Below are 14397 nucleotides of genomic sequence, written 5' to 3' on the forward strand. Positions count from 1 at the left end.
CCCCCCGCTCGGCCCGCGGCACCGCGCCCGGGCCCCCGACCGGGCCCCGCCGGTCGCGCGCACGACGAGCTGCGGACCGACGCCTACCGCACCGTCCGCGAGGTGCTGGAGGCCGGGCGCCCGCGCAGGCGCCCCTGGGACCTCGTGCTCTCGATCCTCGGCTGCCTCGGGCTCGGACTCGTGGCGGTCGTGCTCGGCTACCTCGCCGCCGTGCTCTCGGTGTTCCCCTCGCAGTGCGAGGGGCAGAACATCGCGTGCGACTTCGATCGGATCGACTGGGGCGTCTCGCTCGCCCTGCTCGGCCCGCCGGTGCTGACGCTGATCGCCGTCGCCGTGACGATCGTGCGCTACCTGGTGGGCCGTCGGGCCTTCTGGGTCCCGCTGGTCGGCTTCGCGCTCTGCGTCGGGACGGCGTTCCTGGCGTCCTGGCTGGTCACGAGCGCGATCCCGGGGTCGGCTCTGGCCTGAGCGGGCGGGGAGGGCCGGACCTCGGGGGACGCGGGTCTCGATACGCCCCTTCGGGGCTACTCGACCAGCAAGGAAGGCGGCGTCCTCTTCAGGCGGATGAGCGGCGGCCGAGGGGTCAGCCGGCGCAGCTCGGGTCGGGGACGAGCGTCACGTCGGTCGCGTTGATCATCGGGGTGACGCGCACGGCCTGCTCGCCGAAGCCGGAAGCGGCACCCGCGGCGAACGTGATCGTGGCCGTGGCGGACTGGCCGGGCGACAGCTTGACGGCGACCTTCGAGACCGGGCGGCCGAGATCGTCGCTCGTCTGCACGACGTCGCCGAGCTCGGAGCCCCAGCTCGCTCCGGACACCGTGGTGCCGGGAGGGCCGTAGACGTAGACGTTCGTGACGAAGTCGCCGCGCGGGAACCGCCCGTCGCCTCCGTTCGCCGCCACGTAGGCCGGGAGGGTGCGCGCCACCTGCCGGGTGATCGTGTTCGTCAGCGTCACCTGCGTGGTGAACGTCGCTCCGGAGGCGGCGCAGCGGTTCGCGCTCGACTGCGTCACCGCCGTGTCGAGGTAGAAGTCCATCTTCGAGCCGATGGAGGCGTCCTGGAAGAAGACGCCCGTGGTGGTCGTGCCCTCGTTGGCGGTGGGCAGGATGCCCGCGATCGGGGTCGGCGCGAGGAGCGCCTGCTCGTCGGGGTCCGTGCTGTACGCGAGGATCCGGCTCTCCTCGACGGACTTGACGATCGCCGGGAGCATCCGGGTCGGCTCCATGTCGCCGCTGAGGATCTTGCCGAGCACCGTCGCGCTCGCCTCCGAGAAGAACGCGTCGGTCCGGTCGCCGACCGTCGAGCTCGGGTAGCGGAAGTAGACCTCGTTCAGGAGCGTCGACACGGTGTTCTCGCTCGTGAGCACGGTGCCGTCGGTCATGGCCACCGGACCGGTGGAGTCGAGCAGGTACGAGAGCGCGACGGGGTCGATCGCGAGCACGCCGTCGATCTTCTGGTCGGGGAACTTCTGCGCCCAGAACTGCGTCGCGATCGAGGAGGCGGTGGGGAAGTCGGGGCGGCTGGTCGAGACGTTGAAGGTCGTCGCCAGGTTGCCGCCGAACGTGTCCAGCGCGCTCTGGTCGACGTCCACCGACTCGAGCCCGCGGAAGTCCTGGCTCGACTGCTGCTCGGTGATCGAGATGGCGCCGGCATCGGCCCGGAGCAGCATGACCGAGGAGGCGCCTCCGCCCAGCGCCTGCGCCTCGGCGAGGTTCTGGAACATGACGAGGTAGTTGCGCGGCCCACTCGCGCCGAGCGCGTCGGGCAGGATCGCGGTGATCGGCTGGACCTGGTCCATCGCCTCCGTCGCGGTCGCGAGCTGGGGGGCGAAGGCGTCGAGCGCCTCGGCGACCTGCGGCACGAGCGCGCCGCGGTCGATCGCGGCCACCCGCTCGCTCGACTCGTCGACGACCCGCTTCGCGACATCGATCCTGCCCGAGAGCTCGGTGATCGCGGCGAGGTCGACGCGACCGTCCACCGGCTTGAGGACGTCGAGCGACGTGCCCGAGAGCGGAGTGACGATCTTCGCGGACACGTCGTCGGCGATCTCGGTCGCGGCGCGCACGGCGGAGAGGTTCGGGCCGAGGATCGGGACGACCTCCATCACGCGCCAGACCGGGTCGTCGGTCTCGTCGCGCGCCTCACCGGTGAGGGTCGCGATCCGACCGGAGGTGGCCTGCGCCCCCGCTGTATCGAAGCCGGTGAGCTGCTCCGTGGCCTGCGAGACGAGAGGGATCGCCGACGTGAGCTTGTCGCGCACCGTCATCGCCTTGTCGTACGTCCGGACGGCCAGCAGGACCGCGACGATCGCGCCGATCACCAGCACCAGGAGGATGCTCAGCGTGATCCACAGCCCGCGGCGACGGCGGCGCGGGGCACCGGAGGCGCCGCGAGGAGAGGTCGTCGAGGTGGTCATTCGGAAGAGCCTAAGCGACCTGCAGGGCCGGAGTCATCGCGCGACTGCCCCCCATCCGTCCTGCGACAGCGCCGCCGCCGACTCCGATCGCCCGCGGCTCGTGCGATCCGCGTCAGCCCAGGAGGAGCGACACGGCGATCAGGACCGGCACCGCGGTCACCGTGCTCACGAGCGCCGTGTCGCGCGCGACCGCCACTCCGCGGTCGTAGCGCGAGGCGAAGTTGAAGATGTTCTGCGCGGTCGGCAGCGCGGCCGTGACGGTGACCGCGAACAGGTGCTCGGCGTCGAGCTGGAACACGAATCGGCCGAGCGTCCACGCGACCGCGGGCATGACGAGCGACTTCAGCGTGGAGGCGACGACGACCTCGACGCGCGCGGGTCCCGCCTCCAGGGGCCTCTGCCCGCGCAGCGACATGCCGAAGGCCATCAGCACGAGGGGGATCGACGCGTTGCCGATGATCGAGAACGGCTCGAGCACGGGCGCCGGCACCTGCACTCCGGTGACGGCCACGAGCAGCCCGAGTGCGGAGGCGATGATCATCGGGTTCCGCAGCGGCTGCGTCAGGATCGCGCCGACCGACGTGCGCCCGCTCGTGGAGATGTCGAGCACCGTGAGGATCGTCGGCGCGAGCAGGAGCAGCTGCAGCAGGAGGGTCGGGGCCACCCACTGCGGGTCGCCGAGCACGTAGATCGCGACGGGCAGCCCGATGTTGTTCGCGTTGACGTAGGCGGAGGAGGCGGTGCCGATCACGGTCTCGGGCAGCGGACGGCGGAAGAACAGCCGCGAGGCGAGGACGTACACCGCGGCCACGATCAGGACGGTGCTGAGCGACACCAGGAGGAACGACGAGAAGAGCACCGTCACGTCGGCCCGCGTGAGCACCGTGAACAGCAGGGCCGGCGTCGTCACGAAGAAGGCGATGCGCGACAGGACGGCGCGCCCCTCCGGAGGCACCAGCCCGAACCGCGCGATGAGGTAGCCGACGGCGATCACCACGCCGATGATCGCGAAACCGGTGAGCACGCCCTCCGTGGTGTCCTCCGTCGCTCGGGCGAGCGCACGGCTCGCGGGGATCGCCTCCCAGCCTAGGCTCCGGCGCCGTTGCGTCCGGAGGGGGCCCGGCCTACCGTGTCGGCATGCCGCATCTCGAGGTCCCCGGCGCGAGCCTCCACTGGGAGGCGGACGGCCACGCCTCCTCCCCCGCCCTGCTGCTGGTGCACGCGGGCATCGCGGACCTCCGGATGTGGGACCCGGTGGTCCCGGAGCTCGCCCGCGACCACCTCGTGGTGCGCCTGGACTCCCGCGGCTTCGGCGGCACGAGCACCGTCGACGTCGACTTCGACGAGCGGGCCGACCTGCTGGCCGTGCTGGACCACCTCGGCGTCGAGCGGGCCGTCGTCGTCGGCTGCTCGCGCGGCGGCTCCGCGGCGCTCGACCTCGCGATCGCGCACCCCGACCGGGTGGGCGGACTCGTCCTGATCTGCCCGGGCGTCGGCGGGTTCCCGTATCCGGAGCTGACGGAGGAGGAGGACGCCCGCTTCGACGAGATCGACGCGCTGCTCACCACGGGCGATCACGCGCAGGTGGCGAGGAAGGAGGCGGAGCTGTGGGCGTTCGGGCCGGGCCGCTCCCCGGACGCGCTCGACCCCTCCTTCGTCCGAGCCGTGCGCTCCCTCGCCGAGGGACGCGCGGGCCACGAGCACGAGAGACCGCGGCCGATCCCGCTCGAGCCGCCCGCGTACGACCGGGTCGTGGACCTCGACGTGCCGGCGCTCCTCGTCGTGGGCGCTCACGACGTGTCGGAGTCGTTCCCCGTGTTCGAGTACCTCCTCGCGACGATCCCCGGCGCCGAGGGCCACGTGGTCGAGTCGGCCGCGCACCTGCCCAGTGTCGAGCGGCCCGAGGAGTTCCTCGCGGTCCTCCGGCCCTGGCTCGCGGGGCACGGGGTCTGACTCCTCGCGCAGCCCCGATCCCGAGCACCCGATCGAGGGATGCCCGGGCGGGCGGGCCGGGCTAGGCGACCGCCGCCAGGTCGAAGGCCCAGTCCGCGTAGAGGCTCGGCGGATCGCCCTTCTCGACGACGTCGACGCGGTCGAAGCCGACCTCGACGCACGTCGCGCTGTCCTCGGCGTCGTCCGTGCGCACGTAGGCGTGCACGAAGCGGGGCAGCGGGAACGCCGCGGCCTCCTCGAGCAGAAGCCGGACGGAGCGCACGGCGATGCCGCGTCCCCTCGCCTCGGGGGCGAGGTCCCAGGCCGTCTCGTATGCGACGATGCCGCGCGAGTGGCCGTACCAATAGCCGATGGAGCCGACGCAGTCGCCGTCGAGCTCGATCGCGTAGAAGAAGGCGGTGCCCTCGGCCCAACCGCGCAGGTAGCGGTCGTGCAGGGTGCCGTCGTCCTCGTGTCCGGTGTCCGACTCGGCGCGGGTGACGCTGAGTGCGGCGCTGTCCGCCTGCGGCCAGGGCAGGAGGCGGATGTTCTCGGACTGCTGATCGATGCTGACTGTTCTGTGGTCGCTTCCGGGTTCGGGTCCCGTCACGCGCTCCGATCCTCTCTCTCAGGATGGCCCGTCGGTCGCGCCCCTCCGCCAGGTGTTCGGAGTGGCCGATCGATCGGATGGCCGCACTCGGGATGCGGCCGCGATGTCCGCCCCATCTTCGACCCCTTGTCGGAGCGGATGTGGGCCGTGGAGGAATCTAGCCCCGAACGGGGGGTCGAACCTCCGAAACCCCTGGTCGAACGCTGATCGCAGCTGGGAACGAGCGCCGGACGGCGCAGACGTGCGCGGCGAGCGCCGACCCCGCCGTCGACCTCCGGGCCCACGCAAGAAAAGCGCGCGCTCGGGCCCATACGCTCGGAGTCGGGTCGCTTCCGACCCGTTCCACCAGGGATTCGAAGCGTGAGGAGGATCACCATGTCGCAGTTCGTGCAGAGCACAGTCGTCGGAGAGCCGGAGGTCCTCGAGGACCGCGTCGAGTCCTCCGCCGCCTGGCTCGACCTCAAGGCCGCAGTCGCCGCCGTGCAGCCGCTGCAGGCCGCCGACGGCTCCCTCGCCGACCCCGGTCGCCTCGAGGACGCACGCGCGGCTCTCGAGCGGATCGTCACCGCGGTCGGCTCCCTCGCCCCCGCCTTCCCGCACGACGCCGCCTACCTCGACGCACTGGTCGTCGATCTGCGCCGCTGGAGCGGCGAGGGCCTCGGAGTGCCGGACTTCCTGGACTCCCTGCAGGCCTTCCAGCCCCAGCTCGACCGGGTCGACGGACTGCGCCACCTGGTCGTCTTCCCGATGCTGACGCAGAACGGCAGCGCGAGCGCCACGTCGAGGCGGTCCTCGTCGAAGTCGTCTGGCCGCGCTTCGTCGCGGAGCTGGAGGCCGGCGACTACTCGAACGCCCTGTTCGTGCCGGTGCGCTTCGTCGACTTCACGGCCGGCTACGACACCGACAGCGCCGTGCTCTTCCCCGAGACGGTGGCGATGCGCGCGGTCCCCGCCTTCACCTGGGGGGCGATCTTCGCGGATCGCGAGGCGGCCCGGTTCCGCCGCGTCGTCGGACGCGCGGCCGAGATCACCCGCCTCGAGCTGCCCGAGGACGCGCGCCGGCTGATCGCCGACCAGCGCCTGGCCGAGGAGGCGTTCGTGATGTGGGACCTCATCCACGACCGCACCCACATGCGCGGCGACCTGCCGTTCGATCCGTTCATGATCAAGCAGCGCATGCCGTTCTTCCTCTACTCGCTCGAGGAGCTGCGCTGCGACCTGACGGCGTTCCGCGAATCGGTCGCGATCGAGCGCCGTCTCGCCGCCGCCGAGCACCTCGACGACGAGGAGGAGCGCCTCGCCGAGCGCGCCCGCTCGGTGCAGTACGCGATCCTGTTCGACCGTCTGTTCCGCTTCCCGCTCACGGGCTCGAGGGTGCGCAACTACGACGGGCTGGGCGGACAGCTGCTGTTCGCGTGGCTGCACCGCCACGGCGTGCTGCACTGGACCGACACCCGGCTCGCCTTCGAGTGGGACGGCGTCGCCGACGTGGTCGTCGCCCTCTCGGACGCCATCGACGAGCTCTACTGGCGCTCGATCGACCGCCCGAAGACCGCGCACTGGCTCGCGGCGCACGCCCTGATCGCGTCGGTCCTCACTCCGCACCCCGCCTCGGCCTGGGCGCGGGGGCTGCCGGACGAGGTGCTCCTCGGAGCGCCCCGCGGCTTCACGGACGCGGTGCTGGACGACGAGTTCCCGCTGTCGATGTTCTACGAGGCCCTCGCCAAGAAGATGAGCGACGTGATCGCGTCGACCCGGGGCATCACCGGACGCGACTGAGACCGCGTGTCCCCCGGCGGCGGCCGCCCGTCGCCGCCGGGAGCCCGTCGCGTACTCTGGACGCCATGTCCCGAGGTGCCGACACCGTCGCCGCCGCCGATCCCTTCGACGCCGGCTGGTCGAGGCGACCGCCCACGCGCTCGAACTACGTGCGCGACGCGGTGGGCGCGGGCGTGCTGCTCCTCGCGACCGTGATCTCGGTGCTGCTGTACACCTCCGCCGGCTTCCCGGACGCGGCGCACCCCGTCGTCAGCGCCCACTGGGCCGTCGCGCTGACGCTGCCGCTGGCGTTCCGGCGCCGGTTCCCGGCCACCGTCGCCATCGTCCTCGCGGTGGTCTACACGCTGGGCCTCGTGCTCCAGGTGCCCGAGTCGCTGTTCAACCAGATCTGCCTGTTCCTCGCGATCTACACCGTCGGCGCGTGGGCGGCGGACCGGCGCCGCGCCCTCGCGGTGCGCCTCCTGATCGCGATCGCGATGCTGGGCTGGCTGATCACCTCGCTGGTGAGCGGCGACTGGCTCGACCGCGCCCTGCCCGCCACCGAGGCCGTCGGCCCGCTCTCGCCCTACCTGGCGGAGTCGGCGCTGGTGGTCCTGGTGAATCTGCTCTACTTCGGCAGCGCTACGTCTTCGGCGAGGCGTCGTGGCAGTCGGCTCGCCGACTCGAGGCGCTGGAGGCGCGCACGGCCGAGCTCGACGACGAGCGCGAGCGCTCCTCGCGCCGGGCCGTCACCTCGGAGCGGCTGCGGATCGCCCGCGAGCTGCACGACGTCGTGGCGCACCACGTCAGCGTGATGGGCGTGCAGGCGGGAGCGGCCCGCCGCGTCCTGGCACGGGACCCCGAGAAGGCGGCGCGCTCGCTCAGCGCGATCGAGAACGACGCCCGCTCGGCGATCGACGAGCTGCACCGCATCCTGGTCGCCCTCCGCGCCGAGGAGTCGACCACGGCCGGCCCGATCGACTCGGCGCCCACCGACTCCGCCTCGACCCGCGGAGTGGCCCAGCTCGAGGAGCTCGTCCAAGCGTCCGCCGGCTCCGGACTGCCCACCTCGTTCCGCATCCTCGGCGCTCCTCGGGAGATCCCGGCCACCGTCGGGCTCAGCCTCTACCGCATCGCGCAGGAGTCGCTCACGAACGCCCGCAAGCACGCGGGGCCCGGCGCGCGGGCGGAGCTGCGCCTGCGCTACCTCGACGACGCCGTCGAGCTCGAGGTCGCCGACGACGGGGGCACCGGGCCGCACCCCACCGTGCCCGCGTCGTGCGGGCTGGGGCAGACGGGCATGCGCGAGCGGGCCGCCGCCGTCGGCGGGCGCATCGAGATGGGTCCGCGCGGCTCCGGGTACCTCGTGCACGTGCACGTGCCGCTGTCCCGGGTGCGCGCTCCGGAGCGTCCGCTCGAACCGGTAGCGTCGAGCGGGGCGTCGCGGGGGCGCTCCGACGCAGCGAGCGGGGGCCGCGCATGACCGAGGACATCCGCGTCCTGCTGGTGGACGACCAGGAGCTGGTCCGGGCGGGGTTCCGCATCATCCTGGAGTCCGAGCCGGGCATCGTCATCGTGGGCGAGGCCCGCACCGGATCCGAGGCGATCGAGCGCGCCTCCGAGCTCTGCCCCGACGTCATCTGCATGGACGTGCAGATGCCCGGGATGGACGGGCTCGCCGCGACCCGCGAGATCGTCAAGGATCCGCGGCTGTGCTCCAGCGTCCTGATCCTCACGACCTTCGACCGCGACGACTACCTCTTCGACGCGCTCTCGGCCGGAGCGAGCGGGTTCCTGCTGAAGAACGCGTCCCCGGAGGACCTGGTCGACGCCGTGCAGGTGGTCGCGCGCGGCGACGCCATGCTCGCGCCCGATGTCACCCGCCGCGTGATCGAGCGCTTCGCCGCGGAGCCCGCACGCAGCCCGGAGGAGCACCCCGCGGTGTCGGAGCTGACCGACCGCGAGCGCGAGGTGCTCGTGTACCTGGCGCGGGGCTGGTCGAACGCCGAGATCGCCTCGCAGCTGTTCGTGGGCGAGGCGACGGTGAAGACGCACGTGTCGAAGATCCTGATGAAGCTGCGCGTGCGCGACCGCATCCAGGCGGTTGTGTTCGCCTACGAGCACGGGATCGCGGTGCCGGGGCGGTCCTGAGGACGGCGCTCCCGCCGTCAGCGGCGGGGCTGCGGGGCCGTCGCGCGCGGGGGCGAGCGGCGGACGAACTCCATGCGGATGTCCGGCACGATCTTCCGGTCGAGCACGACTGTCATGTACCGGCCGTCGACCCGGGCGCCGATGGCGACGACGTCGGGATCGGTGTCGACCCGGTAGCCGCGCAGCGCCTCTCCGTCGACGACGACCGGGACCCCGCGCACCACGTCCTCGTCGCGCAGCGCTGCGGCGACCACGGGCATCCCTCCGCGCCGGCTGCGCACGCGACCGGGGAAGGTGTTGCGGAGCACGTCGCCCATGTGGGCGGCGAGGCGCGACTCGAGCGGGCGGCTGCGCTCGGCGGGGATCGGCACGGAGGTGCGCACCGCCTCCCAGAGGACCGGGTACCGCATCCGGGTGACCTGGTCGACCATCCACGGCGGGAGGTGGTCGTTCTCGGCCCGTTCGATGGCCCGCTTCTGCTCGGGAGTGAGCGGGACGTGGTTGACCGGGTCGGCGCGATTGCGGGGATTCTTGAAGAACGAGTACGACAGCGAGATCTCGACGAACCGCCCGAGCGCCATGGTCTGGGCCGCCGCGAACTCCTCGAGTCGTGGCTGCGGGGCGAACGCGAGGACCGGGTCGCCGAAGCGAGCCGCGATCTCGTCCACCCCGGGAGGGGCCGGCATATCGCGGACCGCCCCCGATGTGTCCATGCGCATAGGACAAGAGTGGCCGTTCGCTCAGCCGATACCAACTTCTTGACGGAGATCGGCTCGACGCTCTCGGGCTGTTCACATGCCGGAAACACGGCGGCACGGGGGTCCGGGCTCCTGAAGGGCTCCCGGACGGGGGCTGCGAAGATGGAGGCATGAGCGCTCTGCACGATCCCACCGTCCGCGGTTTCGCCTCCGACAACTACTCCGGGGTCCACGACGAGGTGCTCGCGGCGATCGCCGCCGCCAACGGTGCGCACCAGGTCGCGTACGGCGAGGACGTCTACACCGAGCGGCTCCAGCACGCGTTCCGGCGCGAGTTCGGCGAGCAGGCGCAGGCGTTCCCGGTGTTCAACGGCACGGGCGCGAACGTCACCGGACTGCAGTCGATGCTCCCGCGCTGGGGCGCCGTGATCTCGGCCGGCACGGCGCACATCAACTCCGACGAGGGCGGGGCTCCCGAGAAGGTCGGCGGGATCAAGATCCTCACCGTCGTCTCGCCCGACGCAAGCTCACCCCGGACCTCGTCGACGAGCAGGCCTGGGGCTACGGCGACGAGCACCGCTCGCAGCCGCTCGTCGTCTCGATCACGCAGTCGACCGAGCTCGGCACCGTCTACACCCCCGAGGAGGTGCGCGCTCTGGCCGATCACGCGCACGCGCACGGCATGCGCCTGCACCTCGACGGGGCGCGGATCGCGAACGCGGCGGCGGCGCTCGACGTGCCGCTGCGCGCCTTCACCACCGACGCGGGCGTCGACGTGCTGTCCTTCGGCGGCACCAAGAACGGGATGCTGCTGGGCGAGGCGATCGTCGTGCTCGACCCCGAGGCGTCCAGCGGACTGCACTACCTCCGCAAGACCAACATGCAGCTCGCGTCGAAGATGCGCTTCCTCTCGGCGCAGCTGCTCGCGATGCTCGGCGAGGACGGCGAGACGGAGCCGCTGTGGCTGCGGTCGGCCCGGCGGGCCAACGCCATGGCCGCCCGGCTGCGCGCGCAGCTCGAGGAGTCGGTCGCGGCGGGACGGATCCAGGGGCTCGCCTTCACGCAGCCCACGCAGGCCAACGCGGTGTTCGCGACGCTGCCCGCGGGAGTGGCCGACCGCCTGCGCGAGGTGTCCCGCTTCTACGACTGGAACCCGGCGACGAGCGAGGTGCGCTGGGTCTGCTCGTTCGACACGACCGAGGACGACATCGACGTGTTCACGGCGGCGATCGAGCGCGAGCTGACGGCGTGAAGGCGCGGATCGTCGTGCTCGGGGCGGTCGTCGCGGGGATGCTCGCGGGGTGCACGGGCGGTCCGTCGTCGGGGGCGGGGACGACTCCCGGCTCCGCAGCGGCGTCGGCGTCGCCCTCCGCGTCCGCGTCCGCTCCGCCCTCCGCATCCGCCGCTCCCCTCGAGCAGCTCGACTGCGACGCGCTGCTCCCCGTGGCGCGGGCGCGGAGGCCCTCGGGCTGCCGGCCGACCGGCTCGAGGGCAGCCGCGACGCCGCCGTCCGCACCTCGTCCGAGCTGATCCGCGCCGCCGCGGAGGAGAACGGCGGACTGCTCACCTGCTCCTGGTTCGAGAAGGACGGGCCGGCGTCGATCGTCGCCTCAGTGGCGGCCGACGCGGGCGACGCGTTCGCCGCCCTGCCCGCGGGCCCCGCACTGGCCGCGGGCGACGCGGCCTCCGGCGCCTGCACGGAGGGGAGCTGCACGGCCCAGGTGCTCGCCGGGTCGACATGGGTCTCGCTCGCAGTGACCGGGGCGCCCGCGACCCTCGATCTCGCGTCCCTCGCGTCCTCGACCGCCGACTCCGCCGCCGGGCAGCTCGACGACGTCGTCGCGGGCACGGCGCCGGTCTGCGCCGAGCTGCTGGCGCCCGAGCAGCTGACGTCGCTCGCGGGCCTGGCGCAGCCCGTCGCGGGCGCGGCACGGAGGGTGCGACACCGGCGACCGCGGGGGCCGCGGCCGCTGCGCGCGCGGGTCTCGCCTCGTGCACCTGGACGGACGCGGCCAGCGCCGCCTACTCCGGGCTGAGCATCGACGCGCTGCCCTCGGGCGAGGAGGGCTGGCGCACGCTGTCGCTGACCACCGGGCTGTCGATCCCGCTGTCGCCCGTCGACGGACTCGGCGAGCGCGCGATCTCGGGCTGCTCGTCGGGGACCTGCGAGGTGGACGTGCTGGCCGAGGACGTCTGGTGGCGCGTGGTCGTCACCGGCGACGAGGCACGGGCCGACGCGGTCGCGCGGGCGGTGCTGGGGGGCTGATCCGCGGGGCCGCGTTCCGCGAGATGCCACTCCGGTACGTCTTCGTCGGCGTGTCGTGTACTGAAGTGGCATCTCGCGGGGTGGATCAGGGGCGGCGCCAGTACTCGTACCAGGACGACTCCGTCGCGCCGAGGGCGGCGTAGAGGCGGCGGGCCGGGGCGTTCGCCTCGAGGACCTGGATCCAGAAGCGCTCGACGCCCTGCGACTCCGCCTGCGCGAGGAGCGAGCGGAGGACGGACGCGGCATGACCGCGACGACGCGCGTCCGGGCGGGTGGCGAGGGAGAAGAGGCCGCACCAGGGCTCGTCCCCGGCACTCGCGGACGCGAGCCGACCGCAGGCGGCCGGGCCCCGCTCGTCGCGGACGAGGGCGTAGGAGGAGTCGCAGCCCGCGAGGATCCGCTGCGCGACGTCGCGCTCGGCGGCGCCTCCGCGGCCGTCGACGGACCACCAGAGCGACAGCCAGTCCTCGGACGGGGCGGGCTGCACGATCGCGGGCGGTCCGCTCAGCGCGGCGAGCGCCTCCTGGACCGTGCCTGTGAGGACGAGCGTGCGCTCGTGCGGCGCGTAGCCGCGCGCGGTGAGGCGCTCGGGGAGGTCGGCGGGCAGGGTCGCCGGTCCGATCTGGAGCAGCGGGGGGATCGCGTGCTCGTGCGCGAACGCCTCCGCGGCGTCGATCGCGCGCTCGGGGTCGGCGACGGGGCCCGAGGTGAGGACCGAGTTGGCGCGCTTCGTGACTCCGGAGGCGGCTCGCAGCAGCCAGCCGTCGAGCTCGCGGGTCTCGAGCGCGGGCCAGGCGGCGGCGGCGAGGCGATCGAGTACGCGCGGGTCCATGCGCTCGACGGTACCCGGGGCCTCCCCGGCTCCGAGGAACACCAACGGCCCGCAGGAACCGGCGATCCGGACGGGCCGGACCGGTTCCTGCGAGCCGGAGGTGGGTGCTGCGGGCCTGTGCGACCCGCGACGACTCACATGTTGATCATGTGCCCCTTGAGGCCGTGGAAGCCCTCCTGGAGCGCCTCCGACAGCGTCGGGTGGGTGTGCACGTTGCGCGCCAGCTCGGTCGCGGTGAGGTCCCACTTCTGCGCGAGCGTGAGCTCGGGGAGCAGCTCGGAGACGTCCGGGCCGATCATGTGCGCGCCGAGGAGCTCGCCGTACTGCTTGCTCGCGATGAGCTTGACGAAGCCGGTGGGCTCGCCGAGGCCGTGCGCCTTGCCGTTCGCCATGAACGGGAAGGTCGAGACGGTGATCTCGTGGCCCTCGTCGGTCGCCTGCTTCTCGGTGAGGCCGAAGGAGGCGATCTGCGGCTGGCAGAAGGTCGCGCGCGGCATCATGCGGTAGTCGCCCAGCGTCTGAGTCTCGGCACCGGCGAGGGTCTCGGCGGCGACGACGCCCTGAGCCTCGGCCACGTGCGCGAGCTGCAGCTTCGCGGTCACGTCGCCGATCGCGTAGATGTGCGGCACGTTGGTGCGCATGTGGTCGTCGATCGCGATCGCTCCGCGCTCGGTCAGCTCGACGCCCGTGTTCTCGAGGCCGAAGCCCTCGACGCGGGGGACCCAGCCGATCGACATCATGACCTTGTCGACCTCGAGGCTCGACTGCGTGCCGTCCTTCGCGGTGTAGGTCACGGTGACGTAGCCGTCCTTGTCGACGACCGACTCGACCTTGGTCGAGGTGAGGATCTCGACGCCGAGCTTCTTGTACTGCTTCTGGATCTCCTTGGAGACGTCCGGGTCCTCGTTGGGGAGGGCGCGGTCCATGAACTCGATGATCGTGACGTCGACGCCGTAGTTCTTCAGGACGTAGGCGAACTCCATGCCGATCGCGCCGGCGCCCACGATGGCCATCGTGTCGGGCAGGTCGCGCGTCATGATCTGCGTCTCGTAGGTGACGACGTTCTCGGAGAGCTCGACGCCGGGCAGGAGGCGGACGTACGCGCCGGTCGCGATGATCGCGTCGTCGAACGTCAGCGACTCCGAGCCGCCCTTGGTCAGCTGCACGTCGAGGCCCTGCGGGCCGGTGAAGGAGCCGGTGCCGTCGAACTCGGTGATCTTGTTCTTCTTCATCAGGAAGTGGACGCCCTTGGTGCGTCCGTCGGCGACCGTGCGGCTGCGGTCGAACGCCGCTCCGAAGTCGAACGAGACGTCGCCCGAGATGCCGAACTGCTTGGCCTGCGAGTGGAAGATGTGGGCGAGCTCGGCGTTGCGCAGCAGCGCCTTCGACGGGATGCAGCCGACGTTGAGGCAGACACCGCCCCAGTACTGCTTCTCGACGATGGCGACGGACTTGCCGAGCTGCGCCGCTCGGATCGCAGCCACGTACCCGCCGGGGCCGGCCCCCAGGACGACGACGTCGAAGTGCTGGGCCATGGATGATCCTCCATCAGAGTCGTGAGTAGTGCGCGCGGGGAACCACGCCGTCTACGAGCGTACCGTTCCCCAGGCGTCGAGCCCGGGGGTCCTCCCTGGGCGAACGGACCTGATAGGGCTGGGGAGGGACGCTCCGCGGCGGACGACGGACGGGAATGCGGGCGGGTGCGGCAGGGTTGCACCACGCGGGCAACGGAGCC

13 protein-coding genes and 2 pseudogenes are annotated in these 14397 nt (G+C 72.4%); 8 read left to right on the forward strand and 7 right to left on the reverse strand.

The genetic code is table 11. The features are described from left to right. Positions 1–468, forward strand: a 468-nt coding sequence (locus tag B0T42_RS20145) for a DUF6264 family protein (protein ID WP_077223712.1), incomplete at its 5' end; no start/stop codon positions are given. Between the two features lie 115 nt (positions 469–583). Here the strand turns inward: B0T42_RS20145 and B0T42_RS14300 are convergent. Together B0T42_RS14300 and B0T42_RS14305 are read right to left on the reverse strand one after the other, a co-directional pair. After that, entirely contained in the window at positions 584–2416 is a 1833-nt protein-coding gene (locus tag B0T42_RS14300) for a DUF4012 domain-containing protein (protein ID WP_077223713.1), read from the reverse strand. A gap of 112 nt (positions 2417–2528) precedes the next feature. Next, positions 2529–3440: an AEC family transporter gene (locus B0T42_RS14305; protein ID WP_236720303.1), complete on the reverse strand. Its 912-nt coding sequence runs from the start codon at positions 3438–3440 to the stop codon at positions 2529–2531. Positions 3441–3553: 113 nt separating this feature from the next. Between B0T42_RS14305 and B0T42_RS14310 the strand changes: the two genes are divergently transcribed. Then, positions 3554–4369, forward strand: a complete 816-nt coding sequence (locus B0T42_RS14310) for an alpha/beta fold hydrolase (protein WP_077223715.1) — start codon at positions 3554–3556, stop codon at positions 4367–4369. Positions 4370–4430: 61 nt separating this feature from the next. Here the strand turns inward: B0T42_RS14310 and B0T42_RS14315 are convergent, their stop codons facing one another. Further along, positions 4431–4958 carry a GNAT family N-acetyltransferase gene (locus B0T42_RS14315; RefSeq protein WP_077223716.1) on the reverse strand — a complete coding sequence of 176 codons (528 nt, stop codon included), beginning with the start codon at positions 4956–4958 and terminating at the stop codon, positions 4431–4433. A gap of 375 nt (positions 4959–5333) precedes the next feature. On the opposite strand from B0T42_RS14315, the pseudogene B0T42_RS14320 reads away from it, so the two are divergent. From B0T42_RS14320 to B0T42_RS14330, 4 genes and pseudogenes are all read left to right on the forward strand, one after another. Further along, a pseudogene (locus B0T42_RS14320) lies at positions 5334–6736 on the forward strand (DUF6421 family protein). Positions 6737–6801: 65 nt separating this feature from the next. Beyond that, a complete protein-coding gene (locus B0T42_RS19655; protein ID WP_139344524.1) occupies positions 6802–7530 on the forward strand; it encodes a DUF7134 domain-containing protein in 729 nt (242 codons plus the stop codon). Beyond that, positions 7509–8198, forward strand: a complete 690-nt coding sequence (locus tag B0T42_RS19660) for a sensor histidine kinase (protein ID WP_139344525.1) — start codon at positions 7509–7511, stop codon at positions 8196–8198. The genes B0T42_RS19655 and B0T42_RS19660 overlap by 22 nt, the downstream gene beginning before the upstream one ends. After that, positions 8195–8866, forward strand: a complete 672-nt coding sequence (locus B0T42_RS14330) for a response regulator (protein ID WP_056868730.1) — start codon at positions 8195–8197, stop codon at positions 8864–8866. The genes B0T42_RS19660 and B0T42_RS14330 overlap by 4 nt, the downstream gene beginning before the upstream one ends. Before the next feature lie 17 nt (positions 8867–8883). Here B0T42_RS14330 and B0T42_RS14335 read toward each other — a convergent pair whose 3' ends face one another. Further along, entirely contained in the window at positions 8884–9534 is a 651-nt protein-coding gene (locus B0T42_RS14335) for a hypothetical protein (protein ID WP_139344526.1), read from the reverse strand. Between the two features lie 200 nt (positions 9535–9734). Here B0T42_RS14335 and B0T42_RS14340 point away from each other — a divergent pair. Beyond that, a pseudogene (locus B0T42_RS14340) lies at positions 9735–10816 on the forward strand (threonine aldolase family protein). A 49-nt stretch (positions 10817–10865) separates the two neighbouring features. Next, entirely contained in the window at positions 10866–11600 is a 735-nt protein-coding gene (locus tag B0T42_RS14345) for a hypothetical protein (RefSeq protein WP_077223718.1), read from the forward strand. Here the strand turns inward: B0T42_RS14345 and B0T42_RS14350 are convergent. From B0T42_RS14350 to lpdA, 3 genes are all read right to left on the reverse strand, one after another. Further along, a complete protein-coding gene (locus B0T42_RS14350) occupies positions 11587–11778 on the reverse strand; it encodes a hypothetical protein (RefSeq protein WP_077223719.1) in 192 nt (63 codons plus the stop codon). The two genes, B0T42_RS14345 and B0T42_RS14350, sit on opposite strands and share 14 nt — an antisense overlap. A gap of 137 nt (positions 11779–11915) precedes the next feature. Next, the gene (locus B0T42_RS14355) at positions 11916–12662 is read right to left on the reverse strand and encodes a GNAT family N-acetyltransferase (RefSeq protein ID WP_077223729.1); all 747 of its coding nucleotides are present in this window, start codon (positions 12660–12662) and stop codon (positions 11916–11918) included. Between the two features lie 134 nt (positions 12663–12796). Continuing rightward, positions 12797–14197 carry a dihydrolipoyl dehydrogenase gene (gene lpdA, locus B0T42_RS14360; protein ID WP_077223720.1) on the reverse strand — a complete coding sequence of 467 codons (1401 nt, stop codon included), beginning with the start codon at positions 14195–14197 and terminating at the stop codon, positions 12797–12799. Positions 14198–14397 lie beyond the last annotated feature (200 nt).

The sequence above is a fragment of the Rathayibacter rhapontici genome (assembly GCF_001995175.1).
Lineage (GTDB): Bacteria > Actinomycetota > Actinomycetes > Actinomycetales > Microbacteriaceae > Rathayibacter.

Excerpts from the sequence above, each read along its gene's own strand:
- B0T42_RS14300 (WP_077223713.1), bottom strand. The coding sequence starts at position 2,416 with ATGACCACCTCGACGACCTCTCCTCGCGGCGCCTCCGGTGCCCCGCGC.
- B0T42_RS14310 (WP_077223715.1), top strand. The coding sequence starts at position 3,554 with ATGCCGCATCTCGAGGTCCCCGGCGCGAGCCTCCACTGGGAGGCGGAC.
- B0T42_RS19655 (WP_139344524.1), top strand. The coding sequence starts at position 6,802 with ATGTCCCGAGGTGCCGACACCGTCGCCGCCGCCGATCCCTTCGACGCC.
- B0T42_RS14330 (WP_056868730.1), top strand. The coding sequence starts at position 8,195 with ATGACCGAGGACATCCGCGTCCTGCTGGTGGACGACCAGGAGCTGGTC.
- B0T42_RS14355 (WP_077223729.1), bottom strand. The coding sequence starts at position 12,662 with ATGGACCCGCGCGTACTCGATCGCCTCGCCGCCGCCGCCTGGCCCGCG.
- lpdA (WP_077223720.1), bottom strand. The coding sequence starts at position 14,197 with ATGGCCCAGCACTTCGACGTCGTCGTCCTGGGGGCCGGCCCCGGCGGG.